The sequence below is a fragment of the Flavobacterium columnare NBRC 100251 = ATCC 23463 genome (genome assembly GCF_002530675.1).
Classification (GTDB): Bacteria; Bacteroidota; Bacteroidia; order Flavobacteriales; family Flavobacteriaceae; genus Flavobacterium; species Flavobacterium columnare.
In genome coordinates, this window is the sequence record NZ_PCMX01000002.1 from 25,457 (window position 1) to 49,562 (window position 24,106).

Sequence of the window (24,106 nt, forward strand, 5' to 3'; positions counted from 1 at the left end):
GGTCTAAAATTGAGATCTTTAAGCCCTTTTTTTGTAATATTTTCTTACAATATAAAACTTATTATCAACATTAAAAACTAAGAAAATGCAAGCACATGAAATAGATTATCATATTTATGGTGAAGAAATGCAATATGTAGAAATAGAATTAGATCCACAAGAAATAGTTGTTGCAGAAGCAGGAAGCTTTATGATGATGGAAAACGGAATTAAAATGGAAACTATTTTTGGCGATGGTTCAAACTATCAGGATTCTGGAATATTAGGCAAGCTCTTAAGTGCTGGTAAACGCGTATTAACAGGTGAAAGTTTATTTATGACTGCTTACCAAAATCAAGATTTTTCAAAAAGAAAAATTTCCTTTGCCTCTCCGTATCCTGGAAAAATTATTGCTATAGATCTAATGAAATACGGGGGCAAATTTATCTGTCAAAAAGATTCTTTTCTTTGTGCTGCAAAAGGAGTTTCTGTAGGTATTGAATTTTCTCAAAAACTAGGGAGAGGTTTGTTTGGTGGAGAGGGGTTTATTATGCAAAAAATAGAAGGAGATGGTATGGCATTTGTACACTCAGGAGGAACACTTGCTTGTAAAGAATTACAAGTTGGAGAAATTTTAAAAATTGATACAGGCTGTATTGTAGGATTTACGAAAGATATAGATTATGATATAGAATTTATAGGTGGTATAAAAAACACTTTATTTGGCGGAGAAGGTATGTTTTATGCTACTTTAAAAGGTCCAGGAGTAGTTTATATTCAATCTTTGCCTTTTAGTCGTTTAGCTGGACGAATTATTGCTGCATCTACCATAGGAGGTCAAAACAACAAAGAAGAAGGTAGTTTATTAGGAGGGTTGGGTAGGTTATTAGATGGCGATACTAGTTTTTAACCATGTTATAAATGTACTGTCCAAAAATAGGCTAGATACTGTTTTAAGAAAAGTACAAAGGTGGACTGGCTTTGCCTTTTTATTTAATAGAATAACTCCGAAGAGCTTCTTTAAACCTAGATTTATGCATTAGAAATGTAGTACAGATAAAAACGGCTTTAAATCTAAAAAATGATTTTTTAGATTTAAAGCCGTAAAAGTACATCTACGAAAAAAATTTCTGTTCCTTTTTTATCTTCTTTGCCCTTTTCATCTTCATCACAAAGTCTAACGCATAATCCAGATACAAGATGGATCGTATTGTATTAATACCAACGTTTCTTGTTTTTCTTAGAATTATCAGACTTTCGGGACTTTTTAAGATTTTTTTGTTTTGGCGAAGTGCCATTTATAGTTTGACTGGATTGGGTCCTTTTTTTTACAGTACTATTTGATTTCCAAGGAAAAGGGTGATCTTCTACAATTGTTACTTTGTTCTTTAATAATCTAACAATATCTTTCCAATATAATTCTTCGTCTTTACCGCAAAAAGAAATAGCAATACCTGAATGACCAGCCCTACCCGTTCTACCTATTCTGTGAATATATGTTTCAGGAATATTAGGTAAATCATAATTAATAACTACTGGAAGCTGATCTATGTCTATTCCTCTTGAAGCAACATCTGTAGCTATTAAAAAATCAATTGTTTTGTTTTTAAAATCTTCTAGTACTTTTTGACGTGCATTTTGAGATTTATCACCATGAAGAGCATCACAATTTAATTGATTTTTTCGTAAAAATTCAGCAAGATTTTCGGCACCTTGTTTGGTTCTTACAAATATAATAGTGTTTCCTAGTTTTTCTTGCTTAATAACTCGCAACAAGAGTTGTTTTTTTTCAGATTTTTCAACAAAATAGACAGATTGTATTATGTTCTGACTATTGTTAAAAGTGGATTTAACTTCTACATACTTTGGCTTTTTAAGAAATTCTTCTGCAATTTCTCTAATTTCTATAGGCATAGTAGCGGAGAATAAAAGTGTTTGCCTATTTTGTGGAGCTATTTTTGTTATTTTTCGCACATCATTTATAAACCCCATATCAAGCATTAAATCCGCTTCATCTATAACTAAATGATGTAAGTGATTAATATCTATTACCCCTTGTTTATTCAAGTCTAAAAATCGTCCTGGGGTAGCTATTAATATATCAATTCCTTCTTTTAATTTTTCTACTTGAGTTGCTTGAGGAACACCTCCATAAATAGTAAGTGTCGTACAATTAGTATATTTCCCGTATTTATTAAAGCTCTCTTCAATCTGCAACGCTAACTCACGAGTAGGAGCTAAAACGACTGTTCGAATGTATTTTTTCTTTTTAACAGAACCTACTATTGGAATTAGATAATTTAAAATGGGAATAGCAAAAGCAGCTGTTTTTCCTGTTCCAGTCTGCGCACATCCTACTAAATCTTCTCCTTCAAGAACAATAGGTATTGTTTTTTCTTGTATTTCTGTTGGTTTTGTATAATTTGCTTCTTTTATTGATTCTACAATATTTCGATGAAAACGGAACGGTTCAAAAGTCATATATAAAAAATTTAAGCAAAGGTACTATTTTATGACTGAAGAATGTGCTTTTATAAAATCTGTTATCAAGTAGCCTATCAGTTTACCAACTAACTGAGGGTTTTTATCCTCACCTAAAGAAGGTGCTCCTTCACAAATATGCAAATAAGAGGCATTTTTATGTTTACCAAAAAAGTGGCAAAATTGTCTTACTTCCTCTACTGAAAAACCGCTTAAAGTCATAGCACTAGAGGGGACATTAGGAATAGAATCTAAATCAATTTCAATTCCGTAGGGATCTCCTTTTATGTGTTCGTAAGCTATTTTTAGTTCTGACTGATAATGTTTTTCTTGACGAATTTTAATTTCGTCATACGTATTGTACTTTACTCGATCATTTTTACTTTTTATAATATCTAATACATTTTTAGACGTATAACTTTCATGTAAACCAAAGATAAAGTAATTCTTTAAAAAGCCTTCTTCAAAGGCATAAGAAAAACCATTGCCACTATGTCTTCCTTCTAAGATTCTAAAATCAGAATGTGCATCAAAATTTACTGCATTAATAGATTTTCCTAATCCCAGTGCTGTTCCTTTAATATTTCCATAAGCATTATTATGCCCTCCTCCTATAATAATAGGAATTTTTCCAGCCTTGATAATATGGTAAATAATATGAGAAACCTCTTTATCTATATTTTCAACTATTTTAAATAATTGTTTTCGATCATCAGGATTATTAGGATCTAAATCTTCTGCTTCGTTCATTTCTTGCGAAACATCTACACGCCCTAAAATAATAATTTGACTGCCTTTACAAAATTTATTATGTTGTATATTGGCTACACTCTGAAGGGTACTTTCCCACGCTGTTTTAGCTCCTCTTCTACCTAAATTAGCACGTATACCAACATCTTCTGGAATTCCTAGAAGGACATACTTTGCTTCACTTCTTTTTAAAAAACTAAACACATCCTCATCTTTAGGAACAATTTGAATTTTTTCTCCAAATTTTATTTCACCATTACGATAAGCTGTAATTTTTGAAAGATCAGATTGTCTAAAACGAATTAAATTTTCCATTGGGGAACAAAATTATATTAAGTCAAAAATACTATTTTTATGTAAAGTTACGTTAACTCTTGGTACAATCACATTAAAAAATTATTTTAGCATACTATAATAACCCTAAATAAATAAATTTAATATGCAAAGAAATGCTCCAAAAAGATCTAATAACATAGGCTTTAAAGTTGTTATAGGTATTTTATTAACTATGTTAGCTTCTAGCTTAGTTTATATTTATAAACTAAACGAAGAATCTAAAAATACCTTATCCGTAGTAACAAATGAAAAAGAGGCTTTAATTAAAGACTTAGAAATAACTAAGCAATCTTTAGAAACAACTATGGAATCAAACACCTCAATGACCGAGGAATTAATGGCAGAAAAAGAAAAAATTCAGCAATTAATGGTGGAATTAGAAAAAACAAAAAGCACTGATACTAAAGCCCTTGCGCGATACAAAGGTGAAATTGAAAAACTAAAATCTAAAATAGCTAATTTAATCAAGCAAATTGAAGGATTAAAAAAAGAAAATGCAACACTTACCACTAAAATAGACAGTACTAATACAGTACTAAAAAAATCACGCTTCATAAATGATACCTTAGTTTCAAAAAACAATATGTTGGCTAAAGCAATTGAAAAAGGATCTAAACTGTCTATTGTTAACTTACAAACAACAGCTGTTAAACAAAAAAGTAGCGGAAGACAAATTGTTACAGACAAAGCAAGTCGTGCAAATGTTTTAAAAATTAGTTTTACAATAGCAGAAAATCAAATTGCTAAATCAGGAGATAAATCCTATTATATTCAAATTATAGATAGTAAAAACAACGTATTAGGTGATAAAAAGATCGAAAGCTTTGGCGATAAAATGCTTACTTATAGCTTTGTATCTTCTGTACGTTATGAAAACAAAACCGTAAAAGTAGAAAAAGACCTTCCTGTAGAGGATATTTCGGAAGGAACCTTTTTTGTAAATGTTTTTGATAAAACTGAATTAGTTGCTAAAACGAGTTTCTCTTTAAGATAAAACCCGTTCCTAAAGCACAAATACCATTCCTTATTATAGAAGAATTAAGGAATGGTATTTTTTTTCATTGTTTCTTTTCTTTTTATTTTACCTGTTTCTGTTTCCTCAAATTTAGGTATAAAAATTACTTGCTTAGGTGTTTCATACAAACCTAGTTCTTTAAAGCTAGAAGGATCTATTTTATAATTTTGCCCTTCAATGACTAATACTAATTTCTCCCCCAACCTTTCGTCTGGCAAGCCATATACAAAAAAACGTTGTTGAATTTTATGCGTTAACTTAGCTTCAATTTGTTCAGGAAATAACTTTATTCCTCCACTATTTACAACATGATCAACTCTTCCTTTCCAAATAAATTCTGATTCTGAAACTAAATCTATCAGATCATTAGTTACTAGTCTCTCAGCATCAATATTAGGTGCATTTATAACTAGACATCCCCTGTCGTCTTGATTAATTACTACACCTGGCAATAATTTAAAACTTTTTGTTCCTATTTTTTTTAGCGCAATATGCGTAATTGTTTCGGTCATACTATAAGATTCATAAGCATTTATAGAATTTTGAACTAACTTTTCGGTCAAAACGGAATTCACCTTAGCTCCTCCTATCAATACAATCCTTACTTTTGGTAATTTATCTAACGATTGCTCTATTTGTAAGGGAACCATAGCTATAAAATCGTACATTCCATGAAGATTTCTTAATGGAGATGAAGTAGGTTCCACAATGGTTAAGTCCCAGCCCAGTACCATTGCTCTTACTAACATCATTTTTCCTGCAATATAATTAACAGGCAAACAACATAAGGCTTTAGATCCTGGATTTAATCCAAAAAAAGCACCTGTGCTTTGAGCTGAATATATCATAGCTCTTTTTTTTAATGTTATTTGTTTAGCAATTCCTGTGGTTCCTGAAGTTTGCACATTTACATAAGGACTTGTGTCTAACCATTCTAATATAAATGCTGCTGTAATTTTCTCATATTCTTTTCCTGCTTTGCTTTTTTCTTTTGCCCAAAAAGACAAAGTGTTTACATCATAAGAAATCCCATTTAATTTAAATTCCGAATGAATTGTCATCTTTTATTTTGTATTAAAATCGTACCTTTTAATTTTTCTTCCCAATTTTTCCAATGATATTTATTAGAGAAAATCATTAATAAAATAGGAAAAATTATAACTATTGGTAAAAAAAGTTCGAAACTTAATTTTGGATTAGAAACATCCTTTAGAACTGATGCCGTTTGTAACACAGTCCATTTGGAAGTTACCAATAAAGCGGTAATTAAATTATTTGCGGCATGAAATCCTAATGAAAGTTCCATTCCTTCATCCATCAAGGTTATAATACCTAGAAATACACCTGTACCTATATAATAGAGTACTAAAACGTTACCTAATTTAGCGACTTCAGGATTACTGATATGTAACACTCCAAACAGTACAGAAGTAAAAACTAAAGGTATTAATTTGTTTTTAAACACTAATGCAAGACCTTGCATTAAATAACCTCTAAATATTAATTCTTCTATAGAAGTTTGTATAGGAATCATGAATAAAGCTATAAAAAACAGTGCTAAAAAAGGTTTTAATTCAAAATTCCATTGGTAATCAGTAGGTGATATAAAATAAGAAATTAATAATATTAAAACCTGAAGAAAAGCCCAAACGGTAAACGAAAAAAGGACACGATTCCAGTCTATAGATACTCTACTCGTAATAATTTTAACAAGAGGTTGTTTGTGCAACGTTTTAACGACAAGAATAAAACCAAAAAAAGCAAAAACAAAACTCAATAACATCAGAAAAAGTTGAAAATTACTATCTAAAACCTGCAAAAGAGCTGCCTCATCCTTTCCATAAATAGTATCCTTTTTTTCTTCTAATTTAGAAAAAACAGCAATCATAAAGGGTACCTGTCCTATTAAAGTAAAAATAAAAACAATAAAGGTTCCCAAAAGATATTTCCAAAATTTATTCCCATTAAAAAAAGCTTGTTCTAAAAACATATTTTTATTTTTTAAGTATAAGAGCAATTTAGCCTATTTTTGTTACAAAAAAAAATTAAATCATGATTACAATTTACCATAATGCTCGTTGTTCTAAATCAAGAGAGGGAGTTTGTTTTTTAGAAAATCAAAATCAAAATTTTGAAGTTATTAATTATTTAGAAAACACTCCTACTGTAGAAGATTTAAAAGATTTATTAAAAAAATTAAACCTCCCAGCTATTGATTTAGTTCGGAAAAAAGAAACTATCTGGATTGAAAATTTTAAATCAAAAGAATTAAATGAAGAAGAAATTATTCAGGCAATGGTCGAGTTTCCCAAACTTATAGAAAGACCCATTGTAGTTAAAGGAGATAAGGCTGTCATTGCAAGACCTACTGAACGGATCAAGGAAATTTTATAAAATTAACATTTTCTTAATTTTATAAATCAAGTATATCCGCTAATTTTACCTATTAACTCCCTCTAAATGAAAAAATTATTATTTCTATTTTTTGTTTTTTCAACAATTGTTTTCAATGCACAAGAAAAAGAATTTACTAAAAAAATTACAATTACAGGTAGACTTGTTGACAAAACAACTCAGCAACCACTTGAATATGCCACTATAACTGTTATTAATCCTAGTAACAATAAACCCATTAATGGTACAATTACCAATTTAAAAGGAGAATTTACTCTTCAAAACACATCCGGTAATTTTATATTAAAATACGAATATTTATCATTTAAAACTTTATTAACCACTCCTAAATTATACAATGAGAGTTTAGATATTGGGATTATTTCTTTAGAACCTGATGCTAAAACACTAAGCGAAGTAGTGGTACGATCTGAACGAACAACAGTAGATCTAAAACTTGATAAAAAAGTGTTTACTGTAGGTAAAGATATATTGGTTAGAGGAGGAACCGTAAGTGATGTCCTTGACAATATCCCTTCTATTTCTATTAGTAGTGAAGGAACTGTAGCCCTAAGAGGGAATGAAAATGTTAGAATCTTAATAGATGGCAAACCCACTAATGCGGTAAGCGTAACCGATGCTCTAAAAATGATTCCTGCCGATGCAATAGACAAAGTAGAAACGGTTACTACACCTTCTGCTCGTTATGATGCTGAAGGAGGAGGAGGAATCATTAATATAATTCTTAAAAAAGGTAAAAACCAAGGAATTAACGGCAGTATTATAGCCGCAGTTGGAACACCTAAAAACAATAGTCTTTCTACTAATGTAAATTATAAAAACGAAATGATAAATTTTTTTTCAACCGTAGGTTATAATGATCGTACTAACCCAGGAAGAACAAAAATTGATCAAGAAACTTTTAATAAAAAAACGGGTCTTTTAGATTCTTATTTAGAAGAAAGAAGAGATAGCGAAAAGTATACTAAGGGAATCAACTTAAATTTTGGTCTTGAAATTGCTATCAGCAAGAACACCTCTTGGACCAATGCTTTTAATTATAGAAGCAATAAAGGAGGAAATAACGAAGCCGTTTTATACTACAACTTTGATGCTAACAAAATTTATCACAATACATCCAAACGTGATAATCAACTAGTATCTACAGGTGATAATGTAGAATATACCACTAATTTTACTAAAAATTTTAAAAAAGAAGGACATAAAATTACTTTTGATGGTGCTTTTTCAAAAAACACGGATAAAGATGATTCTGATATTTTACAAATAATCCTAAATAACAATCAATTTGTTAGGAACGAACGTAGCAAAAAACACGATACACAACTACGAAATTTATTGCAATTAGACTATGTACTACCTTTAAAAAAAGATTCCCAATTTGAAGCAGGCTATCGTGGTAATTTTGTAAAGTTATTAGCTGATTTTTCTGTACAGAATCTTAACACAAACACGGGTGTTTTTGAAAATATTACAGGTTTTTCTAATACAATGAATTATGTAGAAAATGTAAATGCCTTTTACACACAATTTGGGTCTAAAATGAATAAAATATCCTATCTCTTAGGGTTGCGTTTTGAAAATTCACATATTGAGATCAATCAATTAACCTCACAAATTTTTAAATCAAAAAATTACAATAATTTTTTTCCAAGCGTTTTCTTAACCTATGAATTAGGAAAAAACACAAGTATATCCACCAATTATAGCAAACGTATTACTAGACCGAGAGATCGTTTTATTAATCCTTTTGCTTCTTATACAAGTAATATCAACTTATTTCAAGGGAATCCTGATATTAATCCTGCTTATAGTGATGCTTTTGATATTGGTTTTTTAAAGAAGTGGAATCAATTAACATTAAACACCTCTGTTTATCTAAATCATACAACAGATGCTTTTCAAATTATCCGTAAAGAAAGAGGTGATTTTATTGATGGTACTCCTGTAATCATTAATACACCTTTTAATCTTTCAACAGACGATAAATATGGTCTAGAAATTACAGCTAATTATACCGTAAAAAAATGGTGGAAACTAAATGCTAATGCTAATTTTTTCTATAATATTACAAAAGGTGATTATCAATACACCAATACCAAAAATGAATTAGTTATTCAAGATTTTAATTTTAAATCCTCTACTTGGACGGCACGTTTAAACTCAAGAATTAATTTACCTTATAAAATTGATTTTCAATCTAATTTTACTTACAACGCATCACAAAAAATGGCACAGGGAATTCAAAAAGGAATTGCAGTGCTTAATTTAGGATTTAGTAAAGACATCCTAAAAGACAAAGCTACTTTAGCCTTTAATATCAATGATGTATTTAATTCACGTAAGATGATACGTGATTTAAACTTGCCAAGTGTAAATTCTTATTCTGAAATGCAAAATCGGATGCGCGTAGCTACTTTATCTTTTACTTATCGTTTTAACAAATCAAAAACCGAAAAAGAAAAAGATTCTAAGCAGAAACTAAATCATGATGGTAATGATAACGATTATATGGGAGGATAATACAATTAAAAAGCCCCATAAATGGGGCTTTTTGTTTAAAACAATAATAAAATTACTGTTTTAAGCTTTCTCTATTAGCTCTCTTTTCTTTGTATTCATTCCACAAATAACCTCCTACCCAATAGAATACGAAATTAATTAAGAAAATCATTAACCAAAATCCCATAGTTAAAATGGTTAAGAAAAGTAAGAAACCTAAATACTGTTGAAATTCAAACATTTTCCGGATTTTTTTTGTATACTCTACAAAAGTAAAAATACTATTTATTATAGCCAATAATTATGACTCTTTTTTTATTTACTAAAGTTTTCTTTTTTAAAACAATTAAATGTTATTTTTATCCTAGAACCATTTTCTCCATTTAAAATAAATTGCCATAGCTATTAATAATATCACCATAGAAACCAATACCATAAAATAACCATATTTCCAGTGTAATTCAGGCATATTATCAAAATTCATTCCATAAACACCTACTATAAAAGTCAAAGGCATAAAAAATACTGAAACTATAGTTAAAGTCTTCATTACCTCATTCATCTTGTGGCTTTGTGAGGCAAAATAAAAATTTGAAGCACTCTCTAAAGTTGTTAAATCATATTCTATTTGCTCTAATAACTCTAAACATTTTTGATGCAATCGATCAAAAAAACTATAATTTTCCTTTTTTATTACATTAAATACATTGTCGTCTTTTGTCGTTCTTATAGAGTATAATGAATCTCGTAAAGGAATTATTGAACGTTTTAAAAAATTAAAATTGTCTCGATGTTTTTCTATTTGCTCTAATATTTCGGGTTTTGAATTCGTTTTAGAAATATTAATTAATGCCTCTACTTTATCTTCTTCTGCCTCTATTGTTATAAAAAAATTTTCTATGATAGCATCTAATAATAAATATAATAAATAATCAACTTCTTTATCACGTACTATACCTGAATGCGTTCGGATGCGCTCTCTTATATGTGCAAAAAAATCACTCTTCTTTTCTTGAAAAGAAGTTAAAATTCCTTCTTTTAATAAAAACGATATTTGCTCTACCTTTATATTATCGGAATGCTCAATGGGTAAAATAGACTTGATGCTAAAAAAGAGGACATTATGATACTCATCTATTTTTGTGCGTTTTGTTGTATTAAGAATATCTCCTAAGATAAATTTATCAACATTTAAAAAAGCACCTATTTTTTGAATTTTTTCTAAATCTGTTAATCCATGAATATTAATCCAATTTTGTTTTTTTAGATCTACGTCTACAATCATTTCTTCAAAAAAGCCATCAGCACTTTCTACTAGAGTATGTGTATCATAAACAAATAACTGCATGGTGGTGGGTATACTTTTATAACTTCCTGTATACTCTAAAAAAGTAGGAATTATTTTTTTTCCTTTTTTATATTTTATTTTTCGCAAGATTCATTTCTTTTTAGTACAACACAAAAATATATTTTAAAAGACAAAAAACTGTTAAAAAAACAAGCAGTTTTGGTGTGTTTAATGATGTCTTCCTAAAAAACGTAGCTTTCTTTTTTATATACGTTTTTTTCGATAATACCATTTAACGCTCTCTTACACGACTAATCTGTAATAGTATCATCTTTTTTATTTCTTGACAATCCCTCAGCTTATTTTTACAAAACACATTAGAATCAATCTTTTAGGTCTATCTTTAGAGCAAAAATAACAGTTCAATAAATTTATTATTAAAAAAATATCTGATCTCTTTTAAAAAAGTCAACTTTTTTTACTGAATACTATAAAAACAAAGTACTTTAGCAAGACTTTTTTTTATAAAGATGAAAAAATTAATTATAAACATACAAGAATTATTACAAATAAGAGAACAATCTATTCTGAAAGTTTCAGGAAAAGATATGGCTGAACTTCCCAAAATCAACAATGCGTATTTATTAATTGAGGATAATCTTATTTCTGATTTTGGACCTATGGAAAACTGTCCGGAAAAAGTAGATGCTCATATTATAGATGCTAAAGGAAAAGTAGTTTTACCTACTTGGTGTGATAGTCATACACATCTTGTGTATGCGGGCAACAGGGTACAAGAATTTGTAGACCGAATCAAGGGCCTTTCATACGAAGAAATTGCTCAAAAAGGAGGTGGGATTTTAAACTCTGCAAAAAAATTAAATGAAACCTCTGAAGAAGAAATTTTTGAACAATCAAAAATTAGATTAGAAGAAGTTATCCAACAAGGCACAGGAGCTATTGAAATAAAGTCTGGTTATGGATTAACAGTTGAAGGAGAACTTAAAATGTTACGGGTTATTAAGAAATTAGCAAAGCAATATCCTATTAAAATCAAATCTACTTTTTTAGGAGCTCATGCCTTTCCTGCTTCCTACAAAGAAAATCATAGTGCTTATATAGATCTAATTATAAATGAAATGCTGCCTATAATTGCTAAAGAAAACTTAGCTGATTATATAGATGCTTTTTTAGAAACAGGTTATTTTTCTGTTGAAGAAACAGAACGTATTATGAAAGCAGGTCAGGAATATGGCTTACGAGCCAAAATACACGTTAATCAATTTACTGCCATTAACGGAATTGAAGCCTGTGTAAAACACCAAGCTCTTAGTGTTGATCATTTAGAAATTGTAACGGATCATGATATTGAAGTATTAAAAAATTCAAATACCATGCCTGTAGCATTACCAAGTTGTTCATACTTTATTAGTATACCATATACACCTGCCAGAAAAATGATTGAAGCAGGTCTTCCGTTAGCTCTTGCTACTGATTTTAATCCTGGTACTACTCCGTCAGGAAACATGAATTTTGTAGTAGCTACTGCTTGCATTAAAATGAAAATGACACCTGAAGAAGCCATTAATGCAGCTACGCTAAATGGAGCGTATGCTATGGGCATCAGTGATACACATGGTAGTATTACAAAAGGAAAAGTTGCTAATTTAATTATTACGAAAGAAATTCCAACCTATTATCAGTTGCCATACGCTTTTGGAAGCCATCTTATTGACCAAGTGATTATAGAGGGTAAAATTATGTAATTTCTTACTTTTATATCAAAAAAAGTCTGTCCTTAAAACTTGAATTAGAGTTTATCTTTCATTCTTTAAGGACAGACTTTCGTTTTTAAAATAATATTTTTTTAATATTAGGTTTAAAATAATGAGGTCCTTTTAAAACTTTTCCATCTTCTCGATAGATAGGTTTTCCATCCATACCAAGCTTGCTCATGTTGCTTTTTTGAATTTCTTCAAATACTTCTTCTATTTTATGTTGTAATCCATGCTCTAAAATGGTACCACATAATATATAAAGCATATCTCCTAAAGCATCTGCAACTTCTACTAAATCATTGTTTTTAACTGCTTCTAAATATTCTTCGTTTTCTTCTTTCATCAAATTAAAACGAAGTTGATTTAAATCATTACCTAAATCTGCCACTGGGACTTCTTTTACTCCTAAACCAAAAGATTGGTGAAATACACGTACTGATTCGAGTTGTTTTTCCATTTTTATTTGATTATAAATTTTATATGACAATTAAGATGTTTAAAATAAAAATATACCAATACTAATACTTAATTTTGCAATAAAAAACTATGTTTAGTCAAGGTCAAATTATATTTGCAATTTCTTTTTTTATTTGCTTTGTTATATTAATGATTTTTTCTTACAGAAAAGATATAAAACTACATAAATTACATTACAAAGGTAGTTTTTGGATACTTATCTCTTTTTTAATTTTCATTGGAATTTTATTTCTCATAAAAACAACACTCAAAAATCAATAAGAAATTTGCGTTTTTAACATTTTTTTATAGCTTTACATGAGTTTACACTTAGAAGCATGAAGGTAGCTAAATACTTATTCTTACTAATGCTATTACTTACAGGAACTATAACTGTATTTGTAGCCACAAAAGATGGAAAATATAAGATACAACATGAAAAGTTAATAGAGGTTTCTAAAGAAATCGCTTTTAAATACATGAGTGATCGTGCCAATTGGGATTCTATCAACCCTTGGAAAGATGAAAATTTTAAAGTAATCCAACTCCAAAAGGTCTCTAATGAATCTATTTCCCAACAAATTATCATGAATGAAGTAGTAAATAAATTAGTATTAAAATTTAAAGACACTTTACAAAACAAGACCAAAGCTATTTGGTCTACTGAAGGAGAATTAACATTTAAAGATAAATTTCTTAGTATTATAGGCAGAGGTGTTAAAAACGATTTTGAAGATCGTTTTGAGTCTGCTTTAAGCTTCGTAAATACTACATTAACAAGAGAGATTAACAATTTTGAAATAAAACTAGATGGTTTTGTAAAAAGAGATACCCTTTATTATATACAACGCCCTGTAATTTCTAAAAAAGAACAAATCCCATTAATGATCAAACGTTTTGTTCCTAAACTACAAAAAATACTAACCAGTACAAACACCCCTATAAACGGAGCCCCCTTTCTTGTTTACCATGCTAAGGATAGTATACAAAATCAATTTAAATACTCTATTGCTATACCTATAAAGAAAAAAATATACATTAGTAATGATAGTGATATATTAAGCGGTCAAATCAATCCTTCAAGTACTATAAAAGCAACTGTAAAAGGGAATTATATTCATTTAGCAAAAGCTATACCGCAGCTACATACTTTTATGGAGAAAAACAAATTGGAACAAAGTGATAAGTTCCGAGAAATAGAAGTTTTAGTTAAAAATAACACCACATCTCAATCCGCTTCTTCTTGGGTAACTGAAATTTACATTCCTGTCAAACCTATAAAAATAGCTACCAAAGTGAGTTCCGTAAAAAAAGATACGACAAAAACTCACATTGATAGCCCTGAAAATCTGCAAAAATAAAAGCGGATTTTTATTTTTTAAGTAGATCTCTAATTACCTTTTCTGCTGCGTGTAAACCAAACAAAGCAGGCATCCAACTATTCGTACCATAAAATGACTTCTTAAAATTAGATCCATCCGTCATTTTTACACTTGAATAATCAGGTCTTTCGTGTGAATAAACCACTTTTACTCCTCCTGAAATTCCTTCTGCTTTAAGTCTTTTACGCACTTGTTTAGCTAGTGGGCAATAGTCTGTTTTACTAATATCTTTCACACATACTTTTCCTGCTTCAAACTTGCCTCCAGCCCCCATATTGCTGATTATTTTTACTTTTTTCTTTTTAGCTGCAATAATAAGATTTAGTTTAGGTGTAATACTATCTATACAATCCATAACATAATCAAAATCCTCTGTAACAAGCTCATAAGCTCTTTCTGGTGAAAGAAATTCTTCGATAACGGTCAAATCTATTTCAGGATTTATATCCTTAATTCGCGCCGCCATTAACTGTACTTTAGGCACTCCTACAGTAGAATGCAAAGCGGGTAATTGTCTATTAATATTTGTAATATCTACCACATCACCATCTACAATAGTCATTTTACCTATACCTGCACGCACTACAAATTCTGCCGCAAACGAACCTACTCCTCCCATTCCTACGACTAAAACGTTGGAATTTCTTAATTTCTCTAAGCCTTCTGTTTTAAATAATAATTCCGCTCTTTCCTGCCAAACTGCCATTCAATTTTATTTTTTATTAATTCATTAAAGTTGAAACACTTTCATAAAATTAGCTTCTATTAATCCTTCTACATTCTTCCCTTTAATTATTGAAGCTTTATTGTATACCTCTTCAATCGTTTCTTCTATTGTATCTGTTTCTAAAAAAAAACGATCCTCTGGTACATACTTAAATACTGATGCTAATTCAGGATTTCTTATTAAATATTTCCCAAAAGAAAGATAAAATTCGTTATCTAATAAACTTTTAGCAACTTGAATATTCTTAGAAAAGCCATGTATAACAATAGGCTCCTCTATTTTCATTGCTTTTTTTATACTAATTATTTCCTGAAAAGCCGAAACGCAGTGCAAAATTAAGGGTTTTTTATATTTTTTTGCAAGTTCTAATTGCTTTTCAAACACTTGTATTTGAAAATCTAATTTTATATCTATCCGTTTATCTAAACCACATTCCCCTAACGCTAAACAATTTTGTAATGGTAATTTATTCTCTATTATCTTTAATTCTTTATTAATATATTCTTCTTTTATATACCACGGATGTATACCTATAGAAAAATAAGGTGTTTTTTCATTAAACGACATAGGGTATTGATTGACAACTTCTAATACCTCTTTTTGGTTTTTAAACGAATGTGTATGCAAATTATATTTCATCAGTCCTGATTTTTTTAACTCCTACAGAAATAGGTCTAGACAAAGTATTTTTATAAGAAACTATAGAACATGAATACTTTTGATTATAAACCCAATACGGATTGTACACTTGGTTAAAATCAAGCAATACCCTGTTTTAGGAGTACGTATTTCCAAATATATTCCGTCTCCGTAGGTTGTCACTTCGTTTGTTTCATCTCTAAATGGGAGAAACAAATAATTTCCGAATCCTTTTTTATGTTTTAATTCTTGATTTGATAGACAACCAATTCTTCTTTTACGCCTTTTATTTCAAAGCCCAAAAGTCCATACACTTTATAGATTACTTTACGTTCCGTTGTTGTAGTCAATTTCAAAAACTTTGCCTTTACTAAATAATCATTATTCATAGAAAAAAAATCCAAACTTTTAAATTTAGCAAGATCTGTTTTTTCTAAAGGTGTTTAATCTATCTAAAAACTCTTTATTTAAACGATTTTGAAATTGATAAACTGTTTCTTGAAGAGCCTCCTTTTGTTCAAAATATTTTAAAAAAAATAAAAGACTATAAATAGATTCTATTTTTTCATTTGCTAAAATTAAGTAAATATCTATAAATTACACATATTTTCTTTTGATATTTAGTATTTTTGAGAGCTATTACATCATTATGCTCAAAGCTGGAATTATTCGTTATATTAACAACTTCAAAGGATTTTCAAGAGAAATTTGGATACTAACCCTAACCACTTTTATTAATCGCGCGGGTACTATGGTACTTCCTTTTTTATCTAAATATTTAAAGGAAGATCTGCATTTTAGTTACAAAGAAGTGAGTTGGGTCTTAGTAAGTTTTGGTATTGGTTCTATGATCGGTTCGTGGTTGGGCGGCAAACTTTCGGACAAAATAGGTTTTTATAGAGTCATGCTTTTTAGTCTTCTAACCAGTGGTATTGGATTTATTATTTTACAATTTATCACTTCATTTATAGGTTTATGTGTAGGAATCTTTCTTATTATGGTGATAGCTGATATGTATAGACCTGCCATGTTTGTATCCTTAAATACTTTTGCTACTAAAGAAAATAGAACAAGGGCTTTAACATTAGTTCGTCTAGCGATTAATTTAGGGTTTGCATTAGGTCCCGCCATGGCTGGATTGATCATTATCGGAATAGGTTATAAAGGCCTTTTTTGGGTGGATGGTATAACTTGTATATTAGCCATTAGCCTTTTTAGATATTTTATAAAGATAAAAACCAACAAACATAACTCTAAAAAAAATGTAAGTCTATTTAATAACAAGATTACTGTATTTAGTGATACCCTTTTTTGGATTTTCTTATCTTGTTGTATGCTGATAGCCATTTTGTTTTTTCAACTTTTCACTACTTTACCCCTTTATCACAAAATTCAATTTAATTTAACAGAACTCCAATCGGGATTACTTCTGATGCTCAATGGTTTATTTATCTTTTTTTTAGAAATGCCCATTGTAAGTTATGTTGAAAGAAAACAAATTAATAAAATAAAGATTATCACTACAGGTGCTCTTATGATGTCTTTAAGTATGTTTATACTGATTTTTTCTTCTTGGAGTAGTATACTCGTAATTATGATGATTCTAATGTCTTTAGGCGAAATGCTTGCTTTTCCTTTTTCAAATTCTTTTGCCATGAGCAGAGCTCCTAAAGGTCATGAAGGAAGATATATGGCTATTTTTAGTATGAGTTTTAGTGCTGCTAATATAATAAGCGCAAAAATTGGCCTGTCTATCGTGGATTATTTTGGATATACGACAAATTGGTTAATCATGGCTTTTTTAGGAATTATTGCTGTTTTATTAGGCATAATTACTTATAATCTTACTCAAAAAGAGAATTAAAGCATTTGCCTCTTTTCTTAAAAATAACTTAATTTTTAGTTAAACAACTACAAAAATAGTTGTTCAACTAAAAACATCGTTTTAGTTTTGTTCTACTTACTAAAAAAGAAGAAAGTATTTAACTATGCAAAAGTTAACAAACAAAGAAGAGGAAATTATGCAAATTTTATGGAAGCTTGAAAATGCTTTTGTAAAAGACGTAATGGCTGAAATAAAAAACGAAACGCCACATTACAATACCCTTTCTACAATTATTAGAAATTTAGAAGATAAAGGTTATGTTGGACATACTATTTTTGGCAACACACATCAATACTACCCCATTGTCCCCATAAAAGAATATAGAAAAAAGTTTTTTAACACAACTATTGAAACCTATTTTAACAATTCATACAAAAATTTAGTTTCTTTTTTTGCGGAAGAAAAAAAAAATTTCAGCTGCTGAACTTAGAGAAATTTTAGAATTAATAGAAAATAAAAAATGATATGGGAATGCTAATTCTATATGTAGCTAAAGTCAACATAGTAATAGCAATTTTTTATATTGCTTATTATTTTCTTGTAAGCAAAGAAACTTTTTTTCGCAGTAATCGCTGGTTTTTACTATCTGGATTGATAACTTCTGTTATTTTACCCCTATTTTTCGTTCATAAATACATCGCAATCAAACCTCAAACAACACCAAAATCTACTTTCCTACAAAGTATACATCACACTCCAATTAGTCACACTGAATCCATGCCATTTATCAACTGGAATATTATAATAACAAGTATTTATTTGAGTATCTCTTTAGTATTCTTTATTAAATTCATTATTAGTTTCTTTTCGTTGTATAAACTTCTTAACCAAGAAGAAGTTATTAAAAAAGGCTCTTTCAAATTGGTGGATTCAAATAAAGATATTGCTCCCTTTTCATTTTTTAATTATATAGTCTATAATTCTGATTTTTATACTGTAGAGGAATTACAATATGTGTTAGTACATGAGAGGGTTCATAGTAAAGAAAAACACACAATAGATATACTATTTACTTCTATATTTTGTATTCTTTTTTGGTTTAACCCATTTATTTGGTTCTACAAAAAAGCAATTGTTCAAAACTTAGAGTATATAGCCGATCAAAAAGCCAGTTCTTTTTTAAAAGATAAAACCCAATATCAAAAAGCATTATTAAAAGTAATTACACAACGAAATTATTTTTCAATTTCAAACTATTTTAACTCATCATTAATTAAAAATCGAATCATTATGTTAAACCAATCACAATCAGAAAAAAAGAATTCTTGGAAATACGCATTAATTATTCCTGTCGTAATGGCTTTTATATTCTTTTTTCAAGTAAAAACAATAGCTCAAGAAAAAAACATTGTTCAGCCTAACTCAAGTGGTTTATATATTACTACTGATAAAAGTTCGACGGATCAAGAAATAAAAGAAGACACTAAAATTGCTAAAGACAAGTTTGGTGTTATTCTAAAATATTCTAAAATTAAACGTAATTCAAAAGGAGAAATAACAGCTATTAAAATAGAATATAAAGATACTAATGGCAAAAAAGGAATGACACACATTCAAGGAGATGACCCTATTAAACCTATTTATTTTCACAAAATTAAAGACAGAATAGGCTTTGGAAAAGCAAGCGAAATAAATCTGAATAAAAATTTTTACAAGTCTAATAACGAAGATACTGATTTTGGGTTCTCTTTCTTAGAGAAAGAAAACGATGGAGTACCTGATTCAAATCAAATAGAACTACCTACACCAGAAAATCAAAACAATTTAGAAAAAAAAGAGGAGAAACCGGTAGTAAAAAATTATAGCAAAAGCATAGTGATTAAAAAGAAAAACGATGGAAAACCTCAAGTCATTATAGATGGTGAACAAATAGAAACTGATTCTGAGGAGTATAAAAAAATGTTGAAAGATTTCAATGGGAATTTTGAATTCAATATACAAGAAGAAGGTCCTATGGTTTTAAAATTTAACAACAAAGATCTTTTTAAATTCGATTCCAATGAAATAGAAAAAATAACAAAAGAGGCGTTATCTAACTCACAAAAACATATTAAAAAGTTACGTGAAAAAATGAACACTATACAACCCGAAACAAATCAAATGAAAATTGAAATGGAAAAAATAAAACCAGAAGATTTTAATTTTGATTTTCTTTGGAACGAAAAAGAAGGCGAATCTGAAATGAAAAAAGCTAAAGAAGAAATCATCAAAGCTCGTGAAGAAATGATTAAAGCTCGTGAAGAAATGATCAAGGCCAAAGAAGAAATGCTAAAAGTAAAAAGTAAACAAAATAAAACAAAGAAGGTATAATTTTATTACACCACTAAAGAAAGTATCCTAATAGATTGCAATCTTATTATTTCGACTACAGGAGAAAACATAGTACTATAATACGCCTTTCTCCTTTTGGTTCAAGTAACGAATTAGAGGTTAAACATCTATTTTTTAGCCCTCTTTTTTATCTAGTGTTTTTTATTCAGGAGATAAATATGTAAATCTACGATTTGATTTAGGAAAAAATATAGATTATGTCTGAGATTAGTTAATTTCACAAACGATGTTTAATAGTCAAAAAAGTTAGTAAAAGAACTATTAGACATTGTAAAACATGAAGTTTCGAAGAGTTTATTGAAAGAAATTTCAATAAACTCTTTTTATTTATGAAAAACTCAAAAAAAGCAATGTCCAACTTGTAAAAGTCTAGAAACTATAAAATGGGGATTCAACAAAACAAACAACAATTTAAGTGTAAGAATTGTGGAGAATTATTTACCATTAGGAATAAATCAGTTTCAGATTCTAACAAAGAAATTTGATTAAAAAACTGGGAGAATTAGCAAACCTCTGGTTACTAATCTCTTAATAATAGAAGTACCCTTACAAATGCCATTACAGAATATACTATATTAAAAGGTATCGAACAAAAAATAAATGGATAAACAATCCTTAATCTTGTATTTATAAAAATCAGGTTATTTCACCCCTTCTAATCCTTTAACCGTTTCAACCAATACGCAAACCATTGCTTACCTTTTGATCAGAAGATAACAATACAATATCATTATTTTCCCCCACAGAACCTAACACCAAACACTCGCTCATAAATTTGCCTATTTGTTTTTTGGGAAAATTTACAACGGCTATAACCTGCTTATCAATTAATTCATTTTTTGAATAACGCTTTGTTATTTGAGCAGAAGATTTTTTAATCCCCAATTCACTTCCAAAATCAATTAATAATTGATACGCTGGCTTATGTGCTTCAGGAAAATCATCCACAGCAATTATCGTTCCTATCCGCATTTCTACCTTTTCAAAATCAGACCAAGAAATTTCCATATTAAATATTTTAATTAGTATTTGATGTATAAAAAAAGCCCCGAAATATCGGGGCTTCTAATTTATTAAAAAACACTTAAATTAAGCATTCATTTCTGCGTGTCTTTTTTCTATTTCTTCTTTATCTTTTTTAGACAAAGTATCTACTAGCACAGGTGTTGCAATGAATAATGAAGAATAAGTACCTACAATAATACCTATCAACATAGCAAAGATAAATCCTCTGATAGACTCACCACCAAATACGAACATAATAGCTAATACTAAAATCATAGTCAATGATGTATTGATTGTTCTTGATAAAGTAGTATTAATAGATTCATTTACAATATGATTAAAGTTTCCTTTTAAGTTCCCTGCTAAGAACTCGCGAATACGGTCAAATACAATAACTGTATCATTCATTGAGTACCCAATAACTGTTAAGATAGCTGCAATAAAGTGTTGATCCATTTCCATGTGGAAAGGCATAAACTTATAACATATAGAATAAATACCTAATACAAAAATTACGTCGTGTGCTACTGCTGCTACTGCTCCTAGTGAATATCCTAATTTACGGAATGAAATTACTAAGTATAAACCTACTACTAACATTGCTCCAATAACAGCCCAAAAAGAGTTTGTTTTAATATCATTAGAAATAGCAGCACCTACTTTTGATCCTGATAATACAGCTAGTTTTTTACCATCTGTTAAGGTAATAAATGTTTTATAATCCATACCAGGGAAATATTTAGACAATCCTTGGTATAATAATTTATTGACTTCCTCGTCTACAGCTACGCCTTCTTCTTCTATTTTATATTTAGTTGTAATCCTTAATTGATCTGAATCACCAAATACTTTAGCTTCGGCAGGTACACCAAATACTTTTCCTAATTCTTCCGACACTACGGCTGCATCAACTGGTTTTTCAAATTTCACTTGAAAAGTTCTACCTCCAACAAAGTCTACCCCTTGATCTAAACCATTTACAAAGAAAATTGAAACCAAACTGATTATAGTCACCACTAATGAGAAACCATAGGTAAATTTTTTAATTTTTAAGAAATCGAAATGATATCCTGTAAACCAATTTTTAGACCAATCTGTAGTAAATGATAAAGTAATATTTTTAGCCACTGCTCTATCCAAGAAAATTCTTGTAATAAAAATAGACGTAAATAATGAAGTTACGATACCGATTAATAACGTGGTAGCAAAACCTTTAATAGGTCCTGTTCCAAAAGTATATAAGATAGCACCCGTTAAAACGTGTGTTACGTTTGCATCAATGATAGAACGCATAGCACCCGTCCAAGAGAATGATTTTTGTACTGCATCACCTAAATTTAAACCATGTCGTAATTCTTCTTTTGCTCTTTCATAAATAATGATATTGGCATCTACAGCTGTACCCAATGTTAGTACAATACCTGCAATACCTGGCAATGTTAATACAGCACCTAAACTGGCTAAAATACCAAACAAGAACAATAAGTTAACTACTAGTGCTATATTTGCATAAGTTCCTGATTTACCATAATATACCCACATCCACAACATAACAGCCAATAATCCCACAATAGCAGACATAGTACCATTATCAATAGCTTTTTGTCCTAATGATGGTCCTACTACTTCTGACTGAACAATTTCTGCAGCGGCAGGTAATTTACCAGCACGTAAAACATTAGCTAAATCTTTTGTTTCATCAATTTTAAAAGTTCCTGAAATTTCAGAACGTCCTCCTGCAATGGGCCCTGAAGTTACACCAGGTGCAGAATATACAACATCATCTAAAACGATAGCAATTGCGTTCTTTTGAGAAAATACTCTACCTGTTAATTCTTCCCAAATTTTAGCCCCTTTACCGTTCATTTGCATAGATACGGCTGGTTTTCCCATTTGATCAAAAGTGTCAGCAGCATCTATTAAAACGCTTCCACTCATAGGAGGCACATTTGTTCTATTTCCTTTAATAGCATATACCTCAACTGCTTCTGCTTCTTCGTCTTTTACTTTACCGTATAAAAACTTAACATCTGCTAAATTGGCAGGTAATAAAGATTTTATATCCGTTCTTTTTAAATAAGCATTAACTGTTGCTGTATCTTTAGTTGCAATCATGCCTATTATAGAACCTCCTTGCTGTAATGGCATTAATTTGTCAAACAATGGATTATTTCCTTTTGCATTACTTGCTGAATCTTTTGACTTATCAACTAATAAATCATTTAGTTTCGAAGATGATTTAGTTTCTTTAACAGCTGGTTCAACTTTTTCAGTTTTCTTCAAAGCCTCATTTACAGTCATTAAGTAAGAGGCTACTTCCTCTACTTTGTAAGTTTCCCAAAACTCTAATTGAGCCGTAGAAGATAACAATTTTTTAGCACGGTCTACATCCTTTGCTCCTGGCAATTCCACTAAAATACGTCCTGTATTTCCTAATTTAACAATATTAGGTTGTGTAACACCAAATTTATCAATACGTTCACGTAATACTCCAAATGCGCTTTGCACAGACTCATCTACTTTTTTAGCAATTACAGCTTTTACTTGTGAATCTGACATATTGAAGTTAATCTCATCGGCTAAGTTTCTATTTCCAAAAACATCAGGAGAAGCTAATTTAATTCCTGAACCAGCCGAAGCTTTTTCAAATGCTTCAAAAAAAGCATCTAGAAAAGATTGATTCCCTTGTTGATTTTTCTTAGCATCTGCTAAAGCTTTATTGAATAAAGCATTTGATGTATTATTAGCTAAACCTTTTAATACATCTTTCACAGAGATTTGCAAGGTAACGTTAATCCCTCCTTCTAAGTCTAAACCTTTGTTAATTTGCTTATCAGCTACTTCATTGTAAGTAAAATCAGTAAACCCTAAACTAAAAACTTTTTGTTTACCAATTGAATCAAGATACTTAATCTCCTTTTCTTGATTTCCATTTGCAAATGCTTTTGCATCACTTTTAACTTTATTCGCTATAAAAGTGAAAGTAAGCTGGTAAATACTTACTAAAGCAAAGATGATTGCAAAAAACTTAATGAGTCCTCTATTCTGCATTCTTTGTAAAAAATTAATTAATTTGTTCTACGTTAGTTTTTGGTTAATAAAAGACTCCTAAATACAATAGGAGTATTTACTAAAAC

20 protein-coding genes and 2 pseudogenes are annotated in these 24,106 nt (G+C 29.5%); 9 read left to right on the forward strand and 13 right to left on the reverse strand.

Annotation, left to right across the window (positions count from 1 at the left end):
• The first annotated feature begins 85 nt into the window (after window positions 1–85).
• A complete protein-coding gene (locus B0A78_RS00210; protein WP_014165440.1) occupies window positions 86–889 on the forward strand; it encodes a TIGR00266 family protein in 804 nt (267 codons plus the stop codon).
• 305 nt (window positions 890–1,194) lie between these two features.
• On the opposite strand, the gene B0A78_RS00215 is transcribed toward B0A78_RS00210, so the two are convergent.
• Window positions 1,195–2,460: a DEAD/DEAH box helicase gene (locus tag B0A78_RS00215; RefSeq protein ID WP_014165441.1), complete on the reverse strand. Its 1,266-nt coding sequence runs from the start codon at window positions 2,458–2,460 to the stop codon at window positions 1,195–1,197.
• Between the two features lie 24 nt (window positions 2,461–2,484).
• Window positions 2,485–3,525 (reverse strand): formimidoylglutamase, encoded by a 1,041-nt coding sequence (locus B0A78_RS00220; RefSeq protein ID WP_014165442.1) that lies wholly within the window; start codon window positions 3,523–3,525, stop codon window positions 2,485–2,487.
• Window positions 3,526–3,649: 124 nt separating this feature from the next.
• Here B0A78_RS00220 and B0A78_RS00225 point away from each other — a divergent pair, with 124 nt between their 5' ends.
• Window positions 3,650–4,540 carry a hypothetical protein gene (locus B0A78_RS00225; protein WP_014165443.1) on the forward strand — a complete coding sequence of 297 codons (891 nt, stop codon included), beginning with the start codon at window positions 3,650–3,652 and terminating at the stop codon, window positions 4,538–4,540.
• Window positions 4,541–4,584: 44 nt separating this feature from the next.
• Here the strand turns inward: B0A78_RS00225 and B0A78_RS00230 are convergent, their stop codons facing one another.
• Complete coding sequence (locus B0A78_RS00230) at window positions 4,585–5,622, reverse strand: AMP-binding protein (RefSeq protein WP_065213454.1); 1,038 nt, start codon at window positions 5,620–5,622, stop codon at window positions 4,585–4,587.
• Window positions 5,619–6,551 (reverse strand): CPBP family intramembrane glutamic endopeptidase, encoded by a 933-nt coding sequence (locus B0A78_RS00235; protein WP_077225117.1) that lies wholly within the window; start codon window positions 6,549–6,551, stop codon window positions 5,619–5,621. Before B0A78_RS00235 ends, B0A78_RS00230 begins: the two co-directional genes overlap by 4 nt.
• 62 nt (window positions 6,552–6,613) lie before the next feature.
• On the opposite strand from B0A78_RS00235, the gene arsC reads away from it, so the two are divergent.
• Both arsC and B0A78_RS00245 read left to right on the forward strand, forming a co-directional pair.
• A complete protein-coding gene (gene arsC / locus B0A78_RS00240) occupies window positions 6,614–6,955 on the forward strand; it encodes an arsenate reductase (glutaredoxin) (RefSeq protein WP_065213453.1) in 342 nt (113 codons plus the stop codon).
• 66 nt (window positions 6,956–7,021) lie between these two features.
• Window positions 7,022–9,499 (forward strand): outer membrane beta-barrel family protein, encoded by a 2,478-nt coding sequence (locus B0A78_RS00245; RefSeq protein WP_097609280.1) that lies wholly within the window; start codon window positions 7,022–7,024, stop codon window positions 9,497–9,499.
• A gap of 52 nt (window positions 9,500–9,551) precedes the next feature.
• On the opposite strand, the gene B0A78_RS14355 is transcribed toward B0A78_RS00245, so the two are convergent.
• Window positions 9,552–9,719, reverse strand: coding sequence for a hypothetical protein (locus B0A78_RS14355; RefSeq protein WP_014165448.1), 168 nt, complete (start codon window positions 9,717–9,719; stop codon window positions 9,552–9,554).
• A 123-nt stretch (window positions 9,720–9,842) separates the two neighbouring features.
• On the reverse strand, window positions 9,843–10,913 hold the full coding sequence (gene corA / locus B0A78_RS00255; RefSeq protein ID WP_065213451.1) for a magnesium/cobalt transporter CorA: 1,071 nt from the start codon (window positions 10,911–10,913) through the stop codon (window positions 9,843–9,845).
• A 383-nt stretch (window positions 10,914–11,296) separates the two neighbouring features.
• On the opposite strand from corA, the gene hutI reads away from it, so the two are divergent.
• Window positions 11,297–12,532 (forward strand): imidazolonepropionase, encoded by a 1,236-nt coding sequence (gene hutI, locus B0A78_RS00260; RefSeq protein ID WP_063744027.1) that lies wholly within the window; start codon window positions 11,297–11,299, stop codon window positions 12,530–12,532.
• Window positions 12,533–12,617: 85 nt separating this feature from the next.
• Here hutI and B0A78_RS00265 read toward each other — a convergent pair whose 3' ends face one another.
• Window positions 12,618–13,001 (reverse strand): pyrophosphohydrolase domain-containing protein, encoded by a 384-nt coding sequence (locus tag B0A78_RS00265; protein ID WP_014165451.1) that lies wholly within the window; start codon window positions 12,999–13,001, stop codon window positions 12,618–12,620.
• A gap of 337 nt (window positions 13,002–13,338) precedes the next feature.
• On the opposite strand from B0A78_RS00265, the gene B0A78_RS00275 reads away from it, so the two are divergent.
• A complete protein-coding gene (locus B0A78_RS00275) occupies window positions 13,339–14,361 on the forward strand; it encodes a GyrI-like domain-containing protein (RefSeq protein WP_014165453.1) in 1,023 nt (340 codons plus the stop codon).
• Between the two features lie 10 nt (window positions 14,362–14,371).
• Here B0A78_RS00275 and B0A78_RS00280 read toward each other — a convergent pair whose 3' ends face one another.
• From B0A78_RS00280 to B0A78_RS14360, 4 genes and pseudogenes are all read right to left on the reverse strand, one after another.
• Window positions 14,372–15,088 carry a tRNA threonylcarbamoyladenosine dehydratase gene (locus B0A78_RS00280; protein WP_014165454.1) on the reverse strand — a complete coding sequence of 239 codons (717 nt, stop codon included), beginning with the start codon at window positions 15,086–15,088 and terminating at the stop codon, window positions 14,372–14,374.
• 24 nt (window positions 15,089–15,112) lie between these two features.
• Complete coding sequence (locus B0A78_RS00285; protein ID WP_324712746.1) at window positions 15,113–15,751, reverse strand: TatD family hydrolase; 639 nt, start codon at window positions 15,749–15,751, stop codon at window positions 15,113–15,115.
• Window positions 15,738–16,018: pseudogene (locus B0A78_RS15030) on the reverse strand (DUF1684 domain-containing protein). Before B0A78_RS15030 ends, B0A78_RS00285 begins: the two are co-directional and overlap by 14 nt.
• On the reverse strand, window positions 15,991–16,152 hold the full coding sequence (locus B0A78_RS14360) for a hypothetical protein (protein WP_169859057.1): 162 nt from the start codon (window positions 16,150–16,152) through the stop codon (window positions 15,991–15,993). The pseudogene B0A78_RS15030 and the gene B0A78_RS14360 overlap by 28 nt, the downstream one beginning before the upstream one ends.
• A gap of 245 nt (window positions 16,153–16,397) precedes the next feature.
• Here B0A78_RS14360 and B0A78_RS00290 point away from each other — a divergent pair, with 245 nt between their 5' ends.
• The 3 genes and pseudogenes from B0A78_RS00290 (at window position 16,398) to B0A78_RS00300 (ending at window position 19,943) form a co-directional block, all read left to right on the forward strand.
• Window positions 16,398–17,612 (forward strand): MDR family MFS transporter, encoded by a 1,215-nt coding sequence (locus tag B0A78_RS00290; RefSeq protein WP_065213449.1) that lies wholly within the window; start codon window positions 16,398–16,400, stop codon window positions 17,610–17,612.
• A gap of 124 nt (window positions 17,613–17,736) precedes the next feature.
• Window positions 17,737–18,097, forward strand: a pseudogene (locus B0A78_RS00295) (BlaI/MecI/CopY family transcriptional regulator).
• Window positions 18,098–18,104: 7 nt separating this feature from the next.
• Window positions 18,105–19,943, forward strand: coding sequence for a M56 family metallopeptidase (locus tag B0A78_RS00300; RefSeq protein ID WP_165688623.1), 1,839 nt, complete (start codon window positions 18,105–18,107; stop codon window positions 19,941–19,943).
• Between the two features lie 693 nt (window positions 19,944–20,636).
• On the opposite strand, the gene B0A78_RS00305 is transcribed toward B0A78_RS00300, so the two are convergent.
• Entirely contained in the window at window positions 20,637–20,972 is a 336-nt protein-coding gene (locus B0A78_RS00305) for a tRNA-binding protein (protein ID WP_014165460.1), read from the reverse strand.
• 81 nt (window positions 20,973–21,053) lie between these two features.
• A complete protein-coding gene (gene secDF, locus B0A78_RS00310; protein ID WP_014165461.1) occupies window positions 21,054–24,020 on the reverse strand; it encodes a protein translocase subunit SecDF in 2,967 nt (988 codons plus the stop codon).
• Window positions 24,021–24,106: the final 86 nt, after the last annotated feature.

Bases quoted from the DNA above. Each gene is read 5' to 3' on its own strand.
- B0A78_RS00245 (WP_097609280.1), top strand. From the start codon at position 7,022: ATGAAAAAATTATTATTTCTATTTTTTGTTTTTTCAACAATTGTTTTC.
- B0A78_RS00280 (WP_014165454.1), bottom strand. From the start codon at position 15,088: ATGGCAGTTTGGCAGGAAAGAGCGGAATTATTATTTAAAACAGAAGGC.
- B0A78_RS00265 (WP_014165451.1), bottom strand. From the start codon at position 13,001: ATGGAAAAACAACTCGAATCAGTACGTGTATTTCACCAATCTTTTGGT.
- B0A78_RS00235 (WP_077225117.1), bottom strand. From the start codon at position 6,551: ATGTTTTTAGAACAAGCTTTTTTTAATGGGAATAAATTTTGGAAATAT.
- B0A78_RS00215 (WP_014165441.1), bottom strand. From the start codon at position 2,460: ATGACTTTTGAACCGTTCCGTTTTCATCGAAATATTGTAGAATCAATA.
- B0A78_RS14355 (WP_014165448.1), bottom strand. From the start codon at position 9,719: ATGTTTGAATTTCAACAGTATTTAGGTTTCTTACTTTTCTTAACCATT.
- B0A78_RS00305 (WP_014165460.1), bottom strand. From the start codon at position 20,972: ATGGAAATTTCTTGGTCTGATTTTGAAAAGGTAGAAATGCGGATAGGA.
- secDF (WP_014165461.1), bottom strand. From the start codon at position 24,020: ATGCAGAATAGAGGACTCATTAAGTTTTTTGCAATCATCTTTGCTTTA.
- B0A78_RS00225 (WP_014165443.1), top strand. From the start codon at position 3,650: ATGCAAAGAAATGCTCCAAAAAGATCTAATAACATAGGCTTTAAAGTT.
- B0A78_RS00210 (WP_014165440.1), top strand. From the start codon at position 86: ATGCAAGCACATGAAATAGATTATCATATTTATGGTGAAGAAATGCAA.
- B0A78_RS00290 (WP_065213449.1), top strand. From the start codon at position 16,398: ATGCTCAAAGCTGGAATTATTCGTTATATTAACAACTTCAAAGGATTT.
- arsC (WP_065213453.1), top strand. From the start codon at position 6,614: ATGATTACAATTTACCATAATGCTCGTTGTTCTAAATCAAGAGAGGGA.
- B0A78_RS00275 (WP_014165453.1), top strand. From the start codon at position 13,339: ATGAAGGTAGCTAAATACTTATTCTTACTAATGCTATTACTTACAGGA.
- B0A78_RS00300 (WP_165688623.1), top strand. From the start codon at position 18,105: ATGCTAATTCTATATGTAGCTAAAGTCAACATAGTAATAGCAATTTTT.
- B0A78_RS00230 (WP_065213454.1), bottom strand. From the start codon at position 5,622: ATGACAATTCATTCGGAATTTAAATTAAATGGGATTTCTTATGATGTA.
- hutI (WP_063744027.1), top strand. From the start codon at position 11,297: ATGAAAAAATTAATTATAAACATACAAGAATTATTACAAATAAGAGAA.
- B0A78_RS00220 (WP_014165442.1), bottom strand. From the start codon at position 3,525: ATGGAAAATTTAATTCGTTTTAGACAATCTGATCTTTCAAAAATTACA.